At 71.7% G+C, this 17,979-nt stretch carries 15 protein-coding genes and 1 pseudogene; 10 read left to right on the forward strand and 6 right to left on the reverse strand.

Annotation, left to right across the window (positions count from 1 at the left end; all coding sequences use genetic code 11):
* Positions 1-73: 73 nt before the first annotated feature.
* Positions 74-730 (reverse strand): hypothetical protein, encoded by a 657-nt coding sequence (locus ACGFIS_RS00605; RefSeq protein WP_392907493.1) that lies wholly within the window; start codon positions 728-730, stop codon positions 74-76.
* 286 nt (positions 731-1,016) lie between these two features.
* On the opposite strand from ACGFIS_RS00605, the gene ACGFIS_RS00610 reads away from it, so the two are divergent.
* Genes ACGFIS_RS00610 through cydC form a run of 4 tightly spaced genes read left to right on the forward strand, consistent with a single transcriptional unit; the run spans position 1,017 to position 6,820 of the window.
* Entirely contained in the window at positions 1,017-2,408 is a 1,392-nt protein-coding gene (locus ACGFIS_RS00610) for a cytochrome ubiquinol oxidase subunit I (protein WP_392907491.1), read from the forward strand.
* Between the two features lie 25 nt (positions 2,409-2,433).
* Positions 2,434-3,537, forward strand: coding sequence for a cytochrome d ubiquinol oxidase subunit II (gene cydB, locus ACGFIS_RS00615; RefSeq protein WP_392907489.1), 1,104 nt, complete (start codon positions 2,434-2,436; stop codon positions 3,535-3,537).
* Positions 3,538-3,545: 8 nt separating this feature from the next.
* Positions 3,546-5,156, forward strand: coding sequence for a thiol reductant ABC exporter subunit CydD (cydD, locus tag ACGFIS_RS00620; protein WP_392968811.1), 1,611 nt, complete (start codon positions 3,546-3,548; stop codon positions 5,154-5,156).
* Positions 5,153-6,820: a thiol reductant ABC exporter subunit CydC gene (cydC, locus tag ACGFIS_RS00625; protein WP_392907483.1), complete on the forward strand. Its 1,668-nt coding sequence runs from the start codon at positions 5,153-5,155 to the stop codon at positions 6,818-6,820. Before cydD ends, cydC begins: the two co-directional genes overlap by 4 nt.
* Here cydC and ACGFIS_RS00630 read toward each other — a convergent pair.
* Entirely contained in the window at positions 6,817-7,242 is a 426-nt protein-coding gene (locus ACGFIS_RS00630) for a hypothetical protein (RefSeq protein ID WP_392907481.1), read from the reverse strand. The two genes, cydC and ACGFIS_RS00630, sit on opposite strands and share 4 nt — an antisense overlap.
* A gap of 167 nt (positions 7,243-7,409) precedes the next feature.
* Here ACGFIS_RS00630 and ACGFIS_RS00635 point away from each other — a divergent pair, with 167 nt between their 5' ends.
* Complete coding sequence (locus tag ACGFIS_RS00635) at positions 7,410-7,925, forward strand: cyclic nucleotide-binding domain-containing protein (protein WP_392907478.1); 516 nt, start codon at positions 7,410-7,412, stop codon at positions 7,923-7,925.
* Here ACGFIS_RS00635 and ACGFIS_RS00640 read toward each other — a convergent pair.
* The gene (locus ACGFIS_RS00640) at positions 7,900-9,018 is read right to left on the reverse strand and encodes a class I tRNA ligase family protein (protein WP_392907476.1); all 1,119 of its coding nucleotides are present in this window, start codon (positions 9,016-9,018) and stop codon (positions 7,900-7,902) included. The two genes, ACGFIS_RS00635 and ACGFIS_RS00640, sit on opposite strands and share 26 nt — an antisense overlap.
* Before the next feature lie 215 nt (positions 9,019-9,233).
* Here ACGFIS_RS00640 and nhaA point away from each other — a divergent pair, with 215 nt between their 5' ends.
* The 4 genes and pseudogenes from nhaA (at position 9,234) to katG (ending at position 14,397) form a co-directional block, all read left to right on the forward strand.
* Positions 9,234-11,039, forward strand: coding sequence for a Na+/H+ antiporter NhaA (gene nhaA, locus ACGFIS_RS00645; RefSeq protein WP_392907474.1), 1,806 nt, complete (start codon positions 9,234-9,236; stop codon positions 11,037-11,039).
* Positions 11,040-11,184: 145 nt separating this feature from the next.
* Positions 11,185-11,832: a lytic polysaccharide monooxygenase gene (locus tag ACGFIS_RS00650; protein ID WP_392907472.1), complete on the forward strand. Its 648-nt coding sequence runs from the start codon at positions 11,185-11,187 to the stop codon at positions 11,830-11,832.
* A 162-nt stretch (positions 11,833-11,994) separates the two neighbouring features.
* A pseudogene (locus ACGFIS_RS00655) lies at positions 11,995-12,132 on the forward strand (transcriptional repressor); the annotation flags it as partial.
* Positions 12,133-12,171: 39 nt separating this feature from the next.
* A complete protein-coding gene (gene katG, locus ACGFIS_RS00660) occupies positions 12,172-14,397 on the forward strand; it encodes a catalase/peroxidase HPI (protein ID WP_392907469.1) in 2,226 nt (741 codons plus the stop codon).
* Between the two features lie 58 nt (positions 14,398-14,455).
* Here katG and ACGFIS_RS00665 read toward each other — a convergent pair whose 3' ends face one another.
* From ACGFIS_RS00665 to ACGFIS_RS00675, 3 genes are all read right to left on the reverse strand, one after another.
* Positions 14,456-14,896 carry a Fur family transcriptional regulator gene (locus tag ACGFIS_RS00665; RefSeq protein ID WP_392907467.1) on the reverse strand — a complete coding sequence of 147 codons (441 nt, stop codon included), beginning with the start codon at positions 14,894-14,896 and terminating at the stop codon, positions 14,456-14,458.
* A 126-nt stretch (positions 14,897-15,022) separates the two neighbouring features.
* Complete coding sequence (locus ACGFIS_RS00670; RefSeq protein WP_392968814.1) at positions 15,023-15,421, reverse strand: MerR family transcriptional regulator; 399 nt, start codon at positions 15,419-15,421, stop codon at positions 15,023-15,025.
* Between the two features lie 90 nt (positions 15,422-15,511).
* On the reverse strand, positions 15,512-16,234 hold the full coding sequence (locus ACGFIS_RS00675) for a spermidine synthase (RefSeq protein WP_392968817.1): 723 nt from the start codon (positions 16,232-16,234) through the stop codon (positions 15,512-15,514).
* Between the two features lie 124 nt (positions 16,235-16,358).
* Between ACGFIS_RS00675 and ACGFIS_RS00680 the strand changes: the two genes are divergently transcribed.
* Positions 16,359-17,978 (forward strand): peptide chain release factor 3, encoded by a 1,620-nt coding sequence (locus ACGFIS_RS00680; RefSeq protein WP_392969297.1) that lies wholly within the window; start codon positions 16,359-16,361, stop codon positions 17,976-17,978.
* The last annotated feature ends 1 nt before the right edge of the window (position 17,979 follow it).

A 17,979-nucleotide genomic window follows, 5' to 3' on the forward strand; every position in this document is an offset into this window, starting at 1 on the left:
CGCCGCGCGGGCACACGAGTGCCCCGGTGGGCGCGAGGAAAAGGGGACGGGTTGCTCCCGTCCGGATGTCAGCTCAGGCGGCGGCCGGTGCGGGCGGTCCGCGACGGACGACGGCATGGCCCAGCAGGACGACTCCGCCGCGCGGGGCCTCCTCCTCGCAGCGGCGTGGCATGCGGATCCGCGGCTTCGGCGGGCGGGGCGCGGGCCGTGCGAGGACGGCGGCGAGCATCCCGGCCAGAGGCCCGGTGAGCGCTCCGGCGGTTCGCACCGCGATCCGCACCGTCCGCCAGATGGCGTGTTCGCCCCGGTGCAGTACCCAGCCGAACACGAACGCGGCGGCCAGATGCATCGCGAACATCGCCGGATCGGGCATCAGGGGTGCGGGCATGCCATGGGCGTGCGTACCCGGCATGGCGGCCGCGTGACCCGGATGCGCGTGGGCCTGCCCCAGTGAGAACAGCACGTGCAGGACCGTCTGACCGCACAGCAGCGTCGCGGTGATGCCCGTTCTGGAGCGTTCCCGGCCCGCCAGCGGCGTCACCAGGAACAGCGTCACGACCCAGCCGGCCGCCAGCGGCCCCCAGGGCAGCCCGGCTCCGGACACCAGCGCGTGACCGGACGCGGACACCGCCACGCAGACGGCCGAGAACGCCGCCGACCGCAGCAGTCGCAGACCGGCGTCGGCGCGTATCACGTCGGCGCGCATCGTGTCGGTCACCGTGTCCGTCATCGTCCGGGGTCCCGGATCTCCCGCATCACCATCGGCACATGTACTACGAACGGTAGTACATCGGTCGGCGTGCCCGCGCGGCGGGCGGGAACGAGCCCCGCCGGTCCACGCCACCGGTACCGCGACGCCCTTCCAAGTTTTGACCGACGGTTGACGAGAGATCATTTTGCGAACCGGATGCCGGGGAAGTGTGCTGTATGCCGTCCCCTCGTGGCGTGCCCGACTCGATCGGCTCGCCGGCCGGCCCCCCCGAACGCAGGAGCGTCGCCGACGAGGAAGGGGCCCGGTGGAGACGACGGCCGTCCTGGACCGATGGCAATTCGCCGTCACGATCATCTACCACTTTCTTTTCGTGCCGGTCACGATCGGTCTCGCATGGTTCGTCGCCGGCATGCAGACGGCCTGGCACCGGACCGGGCACGAGCACTATCTGCGGATGACGCGGTTCTTCGGGAAGCTCTTCCTGATCAACTTCGCGCTGGGCGTCGTCACCGGAATCGTGCAGGAGTTCCAGTTCGGTATGAACTGGTCCGTCTACTCCAGGTTCGTGGGATCGGTGTTCGGGGCGCCGCTGGCGATCGAGGGCCTGGTGGCGTTCTTCCTGGAGTCCACCTTCATCGGCCTGTGGATCTTCGGCTGGGATCGGCTCCGGCCGAGGATTCACCTGGCGATGATCTGGCTCGTCGTGGCGGGCGTGACGGCGTCCGCGTACTTCATCCTGGCGGCGAACACGTGGATGCAGCGTCCCATCGGCTACGAGATGAACGAGGGACGCGCCGAGATGACCTCGCTTGGGGACGTCCTCCTCCAGCCCCTGCAGATCACGCACTTCTTCCACACGATCGCCGCGTCGCTGATCACGGCGGGCCTGCTGGTGATCGCCGTGTCCGCATACCGGATCCGCAAGGAGAAGGACGTGCGGCTGTTCCGGGGTGCCGCGCGCGGGGCGCTCTGGGTGACGCTGTGGTCGTCGGTCGTGGTGATCGGCGTGGGGCATTTCCAGGCACAGATCCTGGTGAACGAGCAGCCGATGAAGATGGCCGCGGCGGAGGCGCTGTACGAGACGCGGGCGCCCGCGCCGCTGTCCCTGCTGGCGATCGGCCCGTGGGAGAAGCATCCCGATCGCGTCAACGTCGACATCGCCCTGCCGAACGGCCTGTCGGTGCTGGCCACCAACGACTGGAACGGCGAGATCCGCGGGATCAACGACATCCAGCGCGAATACCGGGAGAAGTACGGGCCCGGCGACTACACACCGATCATCGGCAGCATCTACTGGTCCTGGCGGGTCATGATCGCCGTCGGTCTCCTCGTGCTGCTGTTCTCCGCCCTGTGGCTGTGGCTCGCGCGCCGGCGCGGGCTGGAACGTTCCCGCACGTTCGCCTGGTGGGCGTACGCGTTCCTCGGGCTGCCGTTCCTGGCCAACACCGCCGGCTGGCTGCTGACCGAGATGGGACGCCAGCCGTGGATCGTCCAGGGCCTCCTGAGAACCCATGACGCCATCTCCCCGAAGGTGGGCAGCGGCCAGGTGATCGGGACGCTCATCGGCTTCACCGTCCTCTACGGGGTGCTGGCCGTGATCGAGGCATGGCTGATCGTCCGCGCGGTCAAGGCGGGACCCGAGCAACCGGCCCCGGAGCTGACCCGCGAGGACCCGCTGCCGCCGATGCTCTACTGACCCGCCCCGCGAAAGGCGCATCACCATGGAGATCTCCGGCGACCTCAGCCTCCAGACCCTCTGGTTCGGGCTCATCGCGGTGCTGTGGATCGGGTTCTTCCTGCTCGACGGCTTCGACTTCGGCGTCGGGATGCTCTATCCGTTCCTCGGGCGCGACAACCCCGAGAGGCACGCGCTGCTGGCCACGATCCTGCCCGTGTGGGACAGCTACGAGGTGTGGATCATCGTGGCGGGCGGCGCCACGTTCGCCGCGTTCCCCGGCTGGTACGCGAGCCTGTTCTCCGGCTTCTACCTGGTCTTCTTCGCGCTCCTCCTCGCGCTGATCGTGCGCGGCGTCGCCATCGAGTACCGCAACAAGCACAACGACCCGTCCTGGCACCGGCGGTGGGACTACGCGCTGCCGATCTCGAGCGCGGCGATCCCGTTCCTGCTCGGTGTCGTCTTCGCCGAGATCACCCGGGGAGTGGCGATGGACGCCGACGGCAACCTCACCAGCGGACCGCCGGGGCCGTTCAGCGCCTACTCCGTCCTCGCCGGGTTCGCGCTCGTCGCGGCGTTCGCGCTGCACGGGGCGCTGTTCCTCGCCATCCGGACCGAGGGCGGCCTGGAGGAGCGGGCGCGCCGCACCGCGCTGGCGCTCTGGCCGGCGGCGGCGGTACTGCTGATCGCGTTCCTCGTCTGGACGGCGTTCCAGGCGGCCTCGTCCGCGCCGTACCCGCTGCCCGTGATCGTGCTGATCGTGCTGAGCCTGGCGGCCGCCGCGGCGGCCGGGCCGCTCGCCCTGCGCGGACGCGCCCTGGCCGCCTTCGCCGGCACGTCGGCCGCGACCGTGCTGCTGGTCGCGGCGCTGTTCGTCCGGCTGTACCCGAGGGTCATCGTGTCGTCGACGCCCGGCTCGCCGAGCCTGACGATCTACGACACGGCCTCCAACCACTACTCGCTCGTCGCGATGACGATCGTCGCGGCCGTGTTCGTGCCCATCGTGCTCGCCTACCAGGTCTGGGCGCTGTGGGTGTTCCGGGCACGGCTCTCCCGCGCGGACTTCGCGCGTCCGCCGCACCCGCTGCACATGATCACGGGAGAGCGGGGGCACAAGCGCGGCGACGCCTCCTCCGGGGGCGGGGAGTAGGCCACCGGATGCGCGCGACCGACCCGTGGCTGCCGTCGCATGTGCCCGGCATCCGCCGGTTCACGGTGACGGCGGGACTGCTCGCCGCCTGCTCGGCGGCCCTCACCATCGTCCAGGCGATCCTGTTCGCCCACATCGTCGCCTCCGGTTTCCTCCAGCACCGGGACGTCCCGGACCTGCTCGCGGCGCTGCTGGCGTTCGGAGGCGTCGGCGTCGCACGCGCCGCGACCGGCTGGACGGCGGACGCCTTCGCGCGAACCTCGGCGTCCCGGATGACCGGTGAGCTGCGCGGCCGGGTGCTACGCCATCTGCTGCGGGCGCGTCCGGGCAGTGTGCGGTCCGGCGAGGTCGTGACCGCCGCCACCGGCGGCGTCGAGGCGCTGGAGACCTACGTCTCCCGGTTCCTTCCGCAGCTGGCGACCGCGGTGCTGGCGCCGTCCGCGATCCTGCTGTGGGTGGCGTCCCAGGACGCCCTGTCGGCGCTGCTCATGCTGGTGACGCTGCCGCTGATCCCGCTGTTCGGGGCGCTGATCGGGCGGTCCACCCAGGCCAGGACGCGGGCGCGGTGGCTGGCCCTGGCCCGGATGAGCGGGCACTTCCTCGACGTCGTCAACGGGCTGACCACGCTGCGCGCCTACCGCCGGGGACGCGCCCAGGCCGCCACCATCGCCGCCACCACCGAGCGCTACCGGCGGGAGACGATGAAGGTCCTGCGGGTCGCGTTCCTGTCCGCGATGGTCCTGGAGCTGGCCGCCACGCTCGGCACGGCGGTGGTCGCGGTCGGGATCGGGCTCCGGCTGGTCGCCGGGGACCTGGCGCTGCACACCGGCCTGGCGGTCCTCGTCCTCGCCCCCGAACTGTACGGGCCGCTGCGCGGGCTCACCGCGGAGTACCACGCGGGCGCCGACGGGCTGACGGCGTCGCGGCGGCTGTCCGGCCTGCTCGCGCTTGCGCCCGCCGCGTCCACACCGGCCCGTCCCCGCACGGCCCGGTTCGGGGTCGTCCGCCTGGAGGGCGTCACCGCCGGTTACGACGACGGCCCGCCCGTGCTGGAGGAGATGACCCTGGAGATACGCCCAGGGGAACGGACCGTCCTCGTCGGAGACAGCGGCGCGGGCAAGAGCACCCTGCTGGCGCTGCTCATGCGCTTCATCGAGCCGTCCTCCGGGCTCATCACCGTGGACGGGACCGACCTGGCCGAGTTCGACCCGTACCGGTGGCGGCGGCTGGCCGCCTGGCTGCCGCAGCGCCCCCGGCTGCGTCCCGGCCCGGCGCTCGCCGCCATCACCCCCGCCGAGCCCGGCGACCTGAGCCCGGTCGCGGCGGCGGAACTGGCCGGGGCGTCCTGCCTGCTGCACCGCACGGTCGGCGAGGCCGGCACCGGGCTCTCCGCCGGCGAACTGCGTCGCCTCGCCCTGGCACGGGCGCTGGCCCGGCCCGCGCCGCTCCTGCTGCTGGACGAGCCCACCGCCCACCTCGACGCGGCCACCGCCCGGGGCGTCATCGACGCGATCAACGGCGTGACCGGCCGCACCGTGGTCGTCGCGACGCACGACCGGCGGCTCGCCGACACCGCCGACCAGGTGATCGACCTCGCCGGCGCGGAGATCCGCACGTGACCGGGCGTCCGCTGCCGGCGATGGTCGCGGCGGCCCGTCCCGCCGCACACCGGTTCGCCGTCTCGACCCTCTGCGGCGCGCTCGCCTTCGGCTCGGCCGTCGCGCTGATGGGTGCCTCCGGCTACCTCATCTCGCGTGCCGCGCAGCGTCCGGAGGTCCTCGCGCTCGCCGTGACGATCACCGCGGTTCGCGCCCTCAGTCTGTCGCGCGCCGTGTTCCGCTACGCCGAACGCCTCATCTCCCACGACGCGAGCCTGCGGCTGCTGCGCGCGTTGCGCGTCCGCTGGTTCACCCGGCTGGAACCTCTCGTCCCGGCCGGCGTGCCCGGCACCCGGAGCGGGGAACTGCTCAGCGGATTCGTCGCCGATGTCGAAGCCATGCAGCACCTCTACCTGCGCGGCCTCGCCCCGCCGCTGATCGCACTCACCGTCGGCGCCGGCTCGGTCGCGGCCGCCGGGTGGCTGCTGCCCGCCGCCGGGATCTGGCTGGCGCTCGGGCTGCTGCCCGCCGCGCTCGTCCTGCCCGCCGCGTCCGTCGCGCTGACCCGCGCCGCCGCCCGCCGCCAGAGCGCGGCCCGCGCCGCGCTCAACGCCGAGACCGTCGAACTCCTGCACGCCGCCCCCGACCTGGTCGCCTTCGACCAGGCCGACGACCAGCTCGCCCGCATCGGCGCCGCCGACACCACGCTGGCCCGCATCAGCCGCCGTGACGCGCTCACCGCCGGGTTCACCTCGGCGGCGGTGACGCTCCTCACCGCCGCCACGACGCTCGCCGTCCTCACCGCCGGCCTGCACGCCGCCCGCCGGGGCGTCCTTCCCGGTGTCCTGCTCGCCGCCCTCGGGCTGATCGCCATGGCCGCGTTCGAGGCCGTCCGGCCGCTGCCCGACACCGCCCGCGACCTGCTGGCCGCGCACGACGCCGCCACCCGCCTCACCGCGCTGACCGCCCCCGACCCGCCCGCCTCCGACCCCCGGCGCCCCCTCGCGGCCCCGCGCGGCGACCTGCTGCGATGCCGTGCCGTGCGCGCCCGCTACGCCCCCGGCTCACCCTGGGTCCTGGACGGGATCGACCTGGACCTGCGCCCCGGACGGCGTGTCGCGCTGCTCGGCCCGAGCGGCAGCGGCAAGAGCACCCTGGCCCACCTGCTCGTCCGTTTCCGCGACCCCGACGAGGGCCGCATCACCCTCGACGGCCACGACCTGCGCGCCTACGCCCAGGACGACGTCCGGCGGGTGATCGCTCTGGTGGACCAGCACGCCCACCTGTTCGCGACCACGATCCGCGCCAACGTGGGCCTCGCCAGGCCCGACGCCACCGAACCGGAGATCATCGACGCGCTGCGCCGCGCCCGCGTCTGGGACTGGATCGCCACGCTCCCGGACGGCCTGGACACCCACGTGGGCGAGCACGGCGACCGCGTCTCGGGCGGCCAGCGCCAGCGGATCGCGCTCGCCCGCGCCTTCCTCGTCGGCGCCCGCATCATCGTCCTGGACGAACCCACCGCCCACCTTGATCCCGGCACCGCCGACGACCTGCTCACCGATGTCCTGGACATCGGTCCCGGCACCGGCGTCCTGCTGATCACGCACACGCCCCCGTCCCCCGGCGCGGTCGACCAGATCGTCCACCTTCCGGGACCGCGATCGTCTCCCGAACCCGCCTAGACCTGCACCGGGTGCAGAGCGGACGCGATCTCCTGCAGCCGCCGCGCCGCCGCGGGGGAATCGGCGAGGGTGAGCGTCAGCCCCGGGTGGCGCAGCAGGCCGGTCGGCTCCGCGCCGGGGACGGGACGGTGGAACCGGATGCACACACCCTGTTCGGTGCCGGTGCCGAAGGTGAGCCCGCGGTCGGCGGCCGACAGGTGCACACCGAGCACCTTCCAGGCGGAGAAGGGGCCGGTGACCTCGGCACCGGCCACATTGTCCAAGGCGGTCCGCACCGACCAGCGCCCGAAACGGACGTCCAGCCTGGACGTGGTGATCAGCAGGTAGCACGTTTCCGGCCGGATCCCCAGCATCCGCAGCGGGCGCGGCAAAGGGCGGTCGAAGGCGAAGCCGAAGCGCTCGCCATTGGGTTCTGAAGGCATCACAACTCCCGTTTGACCAGGTGACCTGTGATGCCTACCCATCCTGGCGGCGAGTACCGCGAGCGCCTCTGGGGGCAGAGGTCCGCACGCGAAAGGGCCGTTCGGCCCTGTGGTGCAGGCCACGCCGGCGGGTCTCATGGAAGGTGGCCGATGAGAAGGAGGACGTCATGACCCATGTGGCCGTCGGTTACGACGGGACGGATCTCGCGCGTGAACCGTTCCTGAGCGGCATGCGGAGCGCCGACCTGCGCAGGCTGGCGACGGCGGCCCGGTCCATCGAGATACCGGCGGGACGGCGCATCTTCGACGAGGGCGCCCCGGCGGAGCGGTTCTGGCTCGTCCAGGACGGGACCGTCGCCGTGGACGCCGACGTTCCCGGCCGCGGGACGGTCGTCATCGACACCTACGGCCCGGGTTCCGTGCTGGGCTGGTCATGGATGTTCCGCCCCTACCGGTGGCGGTTCGGGGGAGTCACCTGCACGCCCGTCCGGGCCATCGAGTTCGACGCGCGGCTCGTCCGGACGTTCTGCGCGGTCGACCCGTCGCTCGGGTACGAGCTGACACGCCGCGTCGCCGAACTGGTCGTGGACCGCCTTGAGGCGACCCGGACACGGCTCGTCGGGCTCTCCGCCGAGGCCGAGGCCGGGGCAGGGGCGGCTAACCGAGCGCCAGGACCCGCATGACCAGGCGGGCGGTGCGGCCGCCCTCCTCCTCGGCGATGGCGAGCGCGGCCGGCACGTCGAGATCGTCGAGCAGAGCGCGGGTCGCGGCCGCCTCCGCCGCGTCCGACGACGCGCGGCGGCCCGCGCCGAGATGGAGCGCGTCCAGGCGTGCCGTCGCGGAGTCGAGGGTCCCGGCGGTGTAGTCCCACTCCTCCCGCCAGGGGGCGGTGATGAGCATGAGCCGGATCGCCGCGGCCGGGTGGTCGTGGATCAGCTCGGAGACGAGGACCAGGTTGCCGGTGGACTTGGCCATCTTGACGCCGTCCACGCGAACCATGCCCACGTGCAGCCAGGCGCGGGAGAACGGCCGGACGCCGGTCAGCGCCTCGGCCAGTGCGGCCTCGTAGGCGTGGTGGGGGAACCGCAGGTCGGCGCCGCCGGAGTGCAGGTCCAGGGCCGGCCCGAACGTCGTCATGGCCATCGCGGTGCATTCGGCGTGCCAGCCGGGCCGTCCCGAGCCCCAGGGGCTGGGCCAGGCGGGTTCCCCGGAGTTCGAGGGCCGCCAGAGGGCGATGTCGAACGGATGCTCCTTGCCGGGATCCTCGGGTTCGTCGCCGTACTCGGCCAGCAGCTCCCGCGCCTCCTGATCGCCGAGCCCCGCGCGCCCCGGGACGTCGGCGCCGCGGAAGTAGACCCCTCCGTCCCGGATGTAGGCGTGGCCGGACGCGAGGAGCCCCTGCGCGAGCGCGACGACCTCCCTGATGTAGTTGTGCGCGCGTGGCTGGTGGTCGACGGTATGGACGCCGAGGGCCTCCAGGTCGCGTTCGAAGTAGAACTGCTGGACGGCGGCGAAGCTGTCGTACGGGCTGCCGGCACGGTCGGCGGCCTGGTTCAGTACGTCGTCGACGTCGGTGACGTTGCGGCATACGCGCACGTCACCCCCTGCATGGCGCAGGACGCGGGCGGCGACATCGGCCCAGACGAACGTCCGCGCGTGACCGAGATGGGTCGCGTCGTACGGGGTGATCCCGCAGACGTACATCCGGGCGGGGCCGACGACCGGCAGCGGGCGGCCGCCGATCCGGAGGGTGCGGTCCGGTGCGTTGAGATCCACGAGAGACCTCTTACCCAGACCCGCCGAAAAGATCTCTTATTCGGGCCCGCCGGAAAGGCACCGCCACACCGCCGGGCGCGGGCCCACCTGGGCGTGCTGATTGCGTATCGGTGCTCTGGATCCGGTATGACGGACCGGTGATGTGGACGAGGAAGCGGGCCGGTTCTCAGACGCGGGCCAGGAGGCAGGCGCTTCTCGCTCAGCTTTCCGGGCCTGTGCAGCGGTTCCTGGCGACGGAGGTGGGCGGCTCGGCCCTGCTGCTGGTGGCCGTCGTGGCCGCTCTGCTCTGGGCCAACTCCCCATGGTCGGACCAGTACGAGTCCCTGTGGGCGACGGAGGCGTCCATGTCGCTCGGGGGCGCCGAGCTGTCGATGGACCTGGGGCACTGGGTCAGCGACGGCCTGATGGCCCTGTTCTTCTTCGTGATCGGCCTGGAGGTCCGGTACGAGTTGTCCGTCGGTGAACTCAGGGAACCCCGCCGCGTCGTCCTCCCGGTCGTGGGCGGCGTCGGCGGAATGCTGGTTCCCGCGCTCCTGTACCTGCTGGTCGCGCCCGGGGGAGAGGCCGCGAACGGCTGGGCCATCGTCATCGGCACCGACACGGCGTTCATGCTGGGCGCTCTCGCCGTCGTCGGTCCCACGTTCGCGACGCAGCTGCGCATCTTCCTGCTGGCGCTCACCGTCATCGACGACATCGTGGCCGTGAGCGTGATCGGGTTCGTCTATTCGGAGACCGTCCGCGTACTGCCACTCCTCGCCATGTTCGTCCTCTGCGGGGTGGCGGTGCTGCTGAGCCGGCGGGGTGTCTGGCGTGCGGCGCCGTATGTCGTCGCCGTCCTGGCGCTGTGGCTCGCCACGATCCAGGCGGGCCTGCACGCGTCCATCGCGGGGATGCTCGGCGGTCTCCTCGTCCCCGCGCACAGGCCCGTGAGGGAAGCGGTCGAGAAGGCGGCCCGGAGTTTCCGCGCCTTCCGGCAGTCCCCCATGGCGGACGTGGGGATGACGGCCCGGATAGGGCTGCAGCGCGCGGTGTCGGTCAACGAGCGGCTGCAGACGACGCTGCACCCCTGGAGCAGCTACTTCATCGTCCCGGTGTTCGCGCTGGCGAACGCCGGCGTCGATCTCCGCGGCGGTCTTCTCGGCGACGCGCTCACCTCACCGGTCACCTGGGCGGTGATCATCGGTCTTGTGCTGGGCAAACCCCTGGGAGTCGGGCTCAGCACCGTCCTCGGCACACGCTTCGGCCTCGGGAGGCTGCCCCAGGGGGTCAGCCTGGAGCACGTGTTCGGCGGCGCGGCCCTGTCCGGCATCGGGTTCACCGTCTCGCTGCTGATCGTCCGCCTGGCCTTCGATGACGAGACGACCCGCGACCAGGCGACCGTCGGCGTGCTGCTGGCGGTGGTGCTCGCGACCGCCCTCGGGTGGCTCGTGTTCCACGCCGCCGCGGTTTTGCGCGGCCAAGACCAGGCGGATCTGCCGCGGTTCCTCGACCGGCCGGTGGACCCGGAAGTGGACCACATCAGAGGTCCGCACGACGCACCGCTCACCCTGGTGGAGTACGGCGACTTCGAATGCCCGTTCTGCGCCCGCTCCACGGGGGTCGCGGACGAATTGCAGGAGCGCTTCGGCGATGACCTGCGGTACGTCTTCCGGCACCTGCCCCTCCCGGACGTGCACCCCTACGCCGAACTCGCCGCCCACGCGGCCGTCGCCGCCGACGCGCAGGGACGGTTCTGGGAGATGCACGACCTCCTGTTCGAGCACCAGGACGAACTCCAGTACGAGGACGTCGCCGGCTACGCCGCCGACCTCGGGCTGGACGTCGAGATGTTCCTCCGGGACCTCGACGACGAGAGCACGTCCGCCCGGATCCGGGCGGACGTCACCAGCGCCGAGGCCAGCGGAGCACGCGGCACACCCACCTTCTTCGTCGGAGAACGCCGCCACACCGGCCCGTACGACGCGGAAACCCTCGCCCGGAGACTCCGGGAATCCGCCGCCGGCGGGCCATCTGCCGGGTGAAGGGCCGGCTGGGACGGACTGCTAGCGGGCCCGGCGTGAAAGCTTTCACGGGCCGGATGACGGATCGTCCGGATCGGAGTTAGCCTCTGTCCGGGAGCGCTCCCAATCCGGCCATACCCCCGCAACCGGAACGGAGACCTCGCACATGCACCACCGAATACGGCGTGCCGCGACCATCCTGTTCGCGGCCGTGCTCGTCCCGCTCTTCTGGGTCGACACGGCCTCGGCGCACGGATCGGTCATCGACCCCGCGTCCCGCAACTACGGCTGCTGGGACCGTTGGGGCGACGACCACCTGAACCCCGAGATGCAGCAGCTCGACGCGATGTGCTGGCAGGCATGGCAGGACAACCCCAACGCCATGTGGAACTGGAACGGGCTCTACCAGAACAACGTCGGCGGTGACCACCAGGCCGCGGTGCCCGACGGGCAGCTGTGCAGCGGCGGCCACGCCGAGGGCGGGCGCTACCGGTCCATGGACGCCGTGGGCGCGTGGAAGATGACCGACATCGGCACCGACTTCACGATCAACCTGTACGACCAGGCCAGCCACGGCGCGGACTACTTCCGCGTCTACGTCACCCGCCAGGGCTACGACGGCCTGAACCAGCCGCTGCGCTGGAGCGACCTGGAGCTGGTCCGCGAAACCGGACGCTACGGCTCCAGCAACAACTACGTCATCAGCGACATCAACGCACCCGGTCGCAGCGGCCGCCACGTCGTCTTCACGATCTGGCAGGCGTCGCACATGGACCAGGTGTACTACATCTGCAGCGATGTGAACTTCCGCTAGTCCCCCCGCCTCACGATCCCCGTCCCGCCGGACGCCGCGCCGCGTCCGGCGGGACGACTTTTCCGCGGCGAACCGGCCAAGCTTGACGGCTCCCAATTCTTGACTGGTTCCAGATACTGAGCCAGTCTGTCGGACGTGGCAACGCCCTCGGACCACCGGCAGATGCCGCGCGGGGCCGCTCTGCGCGTGACCCGTCCCCGTGCGGAGGTGCTGAGCGCGGTCCACGCGCATCCGCACGCCGACACCGACTCGATCATCGGGGTCGTGCGCCGGGGGCTCCCGAAGGTGTCCCACCAGGCCTAGTTCCTGACTCGGCATGCATTGCCTGGGAGGATCCCCATGTCGGAAAACCAAGAGTCGGCCGTCAACGAGACGAACGCCGAAGGCCGCTGTCCGGTCGTCCACGAGCGCGCCCCGCACCCCACCCAGGGCGGCGGCAATCGCGGCTGGTGGCCGAACCGGCTCAACCTGAAGCTCCTCGCCAAGAACCCCGACGTGTCGAACCCCATGGACGAGGACTTCGACTACGCCGAGGCGTTCACGAGCCTCGACCTTCCCGCCGTGAAGCGGGACATCGCCGAGATCCTCACCACCTCGCAGGACTGGTGGCCCGCGGACTTCGGCAACTACGGCCCGTTCATGGTCCGGATGGCGTGGCACAGCGCCGGCACCTACCGCGTCAGCGACGGCCGCGGCGGCGCCGGGTCCGGCCAGCAGCGCTTCGCGCCCCTCAACAGCTGGCCCGACAACGGAGGCCTCGACAAGGCCCGCCGGCTGCTGTGGCCGGTCAAGAAGAAGTACGGCCGGCAGATCTCGTGGGCCGACCTGTTCATCCTGACCGGCAACGTCGCCCTGGAGACGATGGGCTTCACGACGTTCGGCTTCGCCGGTGGCCGCGAGGACGTCTACGAGCCCGAGGAGGACGTCTACTGGGGCCCCGAGACCACCTGGCTCGACGACCGGCGCTACAGCGGCGACCGCGACCTCGAGAACCCGCTGGGCGCGGTCCAGATGGGGCTCATCTACGTCAACCCGGAGGGCCCCAACGGCAACCCGGACCCGGTCGCCGCGGCCCGCGACATCCGCGAGACGTTCCGCCGCATGGCGATGAACGACGAGGAGACCGTCGCCCTGATCGCCGGCGGGCACACGTTCGGCAAGACGCACGGCGCGGGCCCGGCCGACCACGTCGGCCCCGAGCCCGAGGGCGCCCCCCTCGAAGAGATGGGCCTAGGCTGGAAGAGCACCTTCGGCACCGGCAAGGGCGGGGACGCGATCATCAGCGGCCTTGAGGGCATCTGGACCGACACCCCGACCACGTGGGACAACAGCTTCTTCGAGATCCTGTTCGGCTACGAGTGGGAGCTGTTCAAGAGCCCCGCCGGCGCCTGGCAGTACCGGCCGAAGGACGGCGCCGGGGCCGGTACCGTCCCCGACCCGCACGACCCGTCCAAGAGCCACGCCCCCACGATGCTGACGACCGACCTGTCGCTCCGGTTCGACCCGGTCTACGAGCCGATCTCGCGGCGCTTCAAGGACGACCCCGACGCGTTCGCGGACGCCTTCGCCCGCGCGTGGTTCAAGCTGACCCACCGCGACATGGGCCCGGTGGCGCGCTACCTCGGGCCGGAGGTTCCGGACGAGACGCTGGTGTGGCAGGACCCCGTTCCCGAGCGGACGCACGAGCTCGTCGACGCCGGCGACATCGCCGCCCTCAAGGCCCAGATCCTCGCCTCCGGGTTGTCGGTCTCCCAGCTCGTGTCGACCGCGTGGGCGTCGGCCGCGACGTACCGGGGCACCGACATGCGCGGCGGCGCCAACGGCGCGCGCATCCGCCTCGAACCGCAGAACGGCTGGGAGGTCAACCAGCCCGACGAGCTGGAAAGAGTCCTGCGCGCCCTGGAGGGCGTCAAGGAGTCCTTCGACTCGGCCCAGACCGGCGGCAAGCGGGTCTCGCTCGCCGACCTGATCGTCCTCGGCGGATGCGCCGCCGTCGAGCAGGCCGCCAAGACCGCCGGTCACGACATCGAGGTCCCCTTCACCCCGGGCCGGACGGACGCGTCGCAGGAGCAGACCGACGTGGAGTCCTTCGCCGAGATGGAGCCGACCTCCGACGGGTTCCGCAACTACCTCGGGAAGGCCAGCCCGCTGCCGGCCGAGTACTCGCTGATCGACCGGGCGAACCTGCTCACGTTGAGCGCACCCGAGATGACGGTCCTCGTCGGCGGCCTCAGGGCCATGGGCGCGAACCACCGGCAGTCGTCGTCGCTCGGCATCCTCACCGACAGCCCCGGGTCGCTGACGAACGACTTCTTCGTGAACCTGCTCGACATGGGCACGACGTGGAAGCCGACGTCCGAGGAGGCGGAGACCTTCGAGGGCCGCGACGCCTCGGGTGCGGTCAGGTGGACCGGCAGCCGCGTCGACCTCGTCTTCGGGTCGAACTCGGAGCTGCGCGCGATCGCGGAGGTCTACGCCGCCGACGACGCGCGGGAGAAGTTCGTGCGCGACTTCGTCGCGGCGTGGGACAAGGTGATGAACCTCGACCGGTTCGACCTCGCCTGATCCCGGCGCCCGGGCCGGCCTGCACGGGCCGGCCCGGGCGTACTGGCTCGGGTGGTGTTCAGCTCGTCGTCGCCGGGCGGCACTGCGGGCACAGGCCCCAGAAGGTGACGTCGGCCTCGTCGACCAGGTAACCCGCGTCGTCCACCGGGTCGAGGCAGGGCGGGTGCCCCACGGCGCAGTCGACGTCCTTGACCGCGCCGCAGCTCCGGCACACCAGGTGGTGATGGTTGTCGCCGACCCGTCCCTCGAACCTGGCGGGGCTGTCGCCGGGTTCGAGGCGCCGCACGAGCCTGGCCGCGGTGAGCGCGTGCAGGGCCTCGTACACGGCCTGGAGGGAGATGTGGCCCACGCGGTCGCGCACCCCGGAGGCGATCGCCTCGACGTCGAGGTGGTCACCGTCCCGGACGGTCTCCAGCAGGGCGACGCGGGCGGCCGTCACCCGCAGGCCGGCACCGCGCAGCTCCTCGGCGGTCGTCGTCGGGGGCTGGGATGCGGTCATGGCGGTGACCTACCTTCACAAACGCGACCTACTTGAGACAACGAATGACACAAGTCTAGTGGCAGGTCCATACCGGATTTTCTGGGCGGCCGCGACGTCCGGACAAGGCCGCCCGGCCGGAACCGGCTATGGGCGGTGCTTGCGCAGTTCCGCCGAGAGTTCGGCGGAGAACTGCTCGGCGTCGGCGAGGCGGGTGCGGATCTTCTCGCAGCGCTCCTCGACCAGCGAGCGGTAGACGGCGAGGCGTTTGGTGAGGTCGTTGCGGGTGGCTTCGCCGGTGTCGGCGGACTGGAGCCGGTCCAGGATGTCCAGCAGGTCGCGCATCTCTTCGAGGGTGAAGTCGAGCGGCTTCATCCGCTTGACGACCAGGAGGCGGGTGACGTCGTCGTCGGTGTAGAGGCGGAAACCGCCTTGGGAGCGCGCCGTGGGGAGGGCGAGCCCGACCTCCTCGTAGTGGCGGATGGTGCGCAGGCTCAGGCCGGTCCGGTCGGCGACCTCGCCGATCTGCATGTGCCTGCCGTCCATCAGGGTCCTCCTCGCACCGCCGGCCGACCCGCCGGAGGCGGATGATCCATACCGTCGGTCAAGCTTGCCATCTTCGCGGCGGTCCCGTTCTCAGCGCGGGTGCGTGCGCGCGACGTACACGGTGTTGGCCGCGGTGCCGCCCTGAACGTGGTTGGGGAACTCGACGACATGCGCCGTGACCTCGGCGAAGACCTCGCCGAGGACGGCCGTGAACGCATCGTCCGGGGGGTCGTTCGACCACAGCGCGAAGACGCCGCCGGGGTGGATCCGCGCGGCGAGCCGGCCCAGCGGCCCGGGCCGGTAGAAGGAGGCGTGGCCGGTGGCGAGGAGATGGCTCGGCGAATGGTCGATGTCGAGCAGGACGGCATGGAAGCGGCCGCCGGGCGTCCGCGGGTCGAGCCCCGTCTCCGACGAGGCCATGGCGAAGAAGTCGCCCTGTACCAGCCGGCAGCGGTCGTCGGTCGTCAGCCGCTCCCCGAGCGGCACCAGCTTCGCGCGGTGCCAGTCGATCACTTCGGCGAGCGTCTCCACCACGACGAGCGAACGGACCCGCGGCTCGTCCAGCGCGGCATCGGCGGTGTAGCCGAGCCCGAGGCCCCCGACGGCGACATCGAGGCCGGTGCCCTCCGCCGCGGCCAGGCCGAGCCGGGCGAGTTCGATCTCACCGGCCGTCCACAGGCTCGACATGAGGAAGTCGTCATCGAGTTTGATCTCGTAGACGTCGATGCGGAGGGACGGGTCCCGGCGCCGCCGTAGGCTGATGGCGCCCATGGGCGTCGGACGCCAGTCGAGTTCCTCGAACAATGCGCCCATCGCGGTCCCGTTCTTCGTAGCCGGCGAGCACGCTCTGGAACCGACCGTGCACAAGATACCTTAACGTAAGGTTAGGTTGACGGAGACGGTCCTCGGATGGTGGGCGGATGCAGAGCAGACACGATTGCCGTTCGCGGTGAGCGGCGGGACGGGCACACCGCAGGACGTGGCGGCGGAGGCGGCGCGGCGGCGGACGTTCGCGGTGATCAGTCACCCGGACGCGGGCAAGTCGACGCTGACCGAGGCCCTCGCCCTGCACGCGGCGGCGATCGAGCAGGCGGGGGCGGTGCACGGCAAGGCCGGGCGGCGGGGCGTGCGGTCGGACTGGATGGACATCGAGCGGTCCCGGGGCATCTCGATCACCTCCTCGGTGCTGCGGTTCGAGTTCGGTGACGCGCTGCTGAACCTGCTGGACACCCCCGGCCACGCGGACTTCTCCGAGGACACCTACCGGGTGCTGGCGGCGGTGGACGGGGCGATCATGCTGCTCGACTCGGCCAAGGGCCTGGAGGCGCAGACGCTGAAGCTGTTCGACGTGTGCCGGCACCGCGGCATCCCCGTCATCACCTTCGTCAACAAATGGGACCGTCCCGGCCGCGAACCCCTGGAGCTGCTGGACGAGGTCGAGCAGCGCATCGGGCTGCGTCCGGCCCCGCTGAACTGGCCGGTCGGCGTAGCGGGAGACTTCCGCGGGCTGATCGACCGCGCCGGCGGCTCGTTCACCCGGTTCAGGCGCACGCCCGGCGGCGCGACCCGCGCGATCGCCGAACACGTCCCCGCCGAGCAGGCCGCCGCCGAGGAGGGCCCGGCGTGGGAGACCGCGAACGAGGAGCTGGCGCTGCTGGACGAGATCGGAGCCGTCCTCGACGCCGACGCGTTCGCCGCCGGGATCTGCACGCCGGTGCTGTTCGGCGCCGCGCTGCCCAACTTCGGCGTGGCGGAGCTGCTGGAGGCGGTGTGCCGGCTGGCGCCCGCGCCGTCGGCGCGCGCGGACGCCGACGGAACCGAGCGGCCGGTGTCGGCGCCGTTCTCCGGGCAGGTGTTCAAGGTGCAGGCGGGCATGGACAAGGCCCACCGCGACCGGCTGGCCTTCATCCGGGTGTGCTCGGGCCGCTTCGAACGCGGCATGTCGCTGACCCACGCCCCCACCGGGCGCCCGCTGGCGACCAAGTACGCCCAGACGATCTTCGGGCGCGACCGGTCCACCCTCGACGCGGCCTACCCGGGCGACGTGATCGGGTTGCCGAACGCGTCCGGACTGACCGTGGGCGACACCCTGTACGCCAAGACCCCGGTGTCGTTCCCGCCGATCCCGGCGTTCGCCCCGGAGTACTTCATGGTGATGCGGGTGACCGACAACAGCCGCGCCAAGCAGTTCCGCCGCGGCGTCGACCAGCTCGACAGCGAGGGCGTCGTCCAGGTGCTGCGCAGCGACCTGCGCGGCGACCAGGCACCGGTGCTGGCCGCCGTCGGGCCGCTGCAGTTCGACGTCGTCACCGCCCGGATGGCCGACGAGTTCAACGCACCCGTCGACCTGAACCGGCTGGACTACTCCACCGCCCGCATCACCGACAAGGAGTCCGCCGAGACCCTCGCCGGACGACGCGGCGTGGAAGTCCTCACCCGCACCCTGGACGGCTCACTCATCGCGGTGTTCGTCGACAAATGGCGCCTGCGCGCCATCGAACGCGAACACCCCGGCCTCACCCTCACCCCGATGCTCGCCGCGGGCGTCCCCGACTGAC

The sequence above is a fragment of the Spirillospora sp. NPDC048824 genome (assembly GCF_043198455.1).
Taxonomy (GTDB): Bacteria; Actinomycetota; Actinomycetes; order Streptosporangiales; family Streptosporangiaceae; genus Spirillospora.

Bases quoted from the DNA above. Each gene is read 5' to 3' on its own strand.
- cydB (WP_392907489.1), top strand. From the start codon at position 2,434: ATGGAGATCTCCGGCGACCTCAGCCTCCAGACCCTCTGGTTCGGGCTC.
- cydD (WP_392968811.1), top strand. From the start codon at position 3,546: ATGCGCGCGACCGACCCGTGGCTGCCGTCGCATGTGCCCGGCATCCGC.
- ACGFIS_RS00650 (WP_392907472.1), top strand. From the start codon at position 11,185: ATGCACCACCGAATACGGCGTGCCGCGACCATCCTGTTCGCGGCCGTG.
- ACGFIS_RS00665 (WP_392907467.1), bottom strand. From the start codon at position 14,896: ATGACCGCATCCCAGCCCCCGACGACGACCGCCGAGGAGCTGCGCGGT.
- katG (WP_392907469.1), top strand. From the start codon at position 12,172: ATGTCGGAAAACCAAGAGTCGGCCGTCAACGAGACGAACGCCGAAGGC.
- ACGFIS_RS00675 (WP_392968817.1), bottom strand. From the start codon at position 16,234: ATGGGCGCATTGTTCGAGGAACTCGACTGGCGTCCGACGCCCATGGGC.
- ACGFIS_RS00635 (WP_392907478.1), top strand. From the start codon at position 7,410: ATGACCCATGTGGCCGTCGGTTACGACGGGACGGATCTCGCGCGTGAA.
- ACGFIS_RS00605 (WP_392907493.1), bottom strand. From the start codon at position 730: ATGACGGACACGGTGACCGACACGATGCGCGCCGACGTGATACGCGCC.
- ACGFIS_RS00670 (WP_392968814.1), bottom strand. From the start codon at position 15,421: ATGGACGGCAGGCACATGCAGATCGGCGAGGTCGCCGACCGGACCGGC.
- ACGFIS_RS00630 (WP_392907481.1), bottom strand. From the start codon at position 7,242: ATGCCTTCAGAACCCAATGGCGAGCGCTTCGGCTTCGCCTTCGACCGC.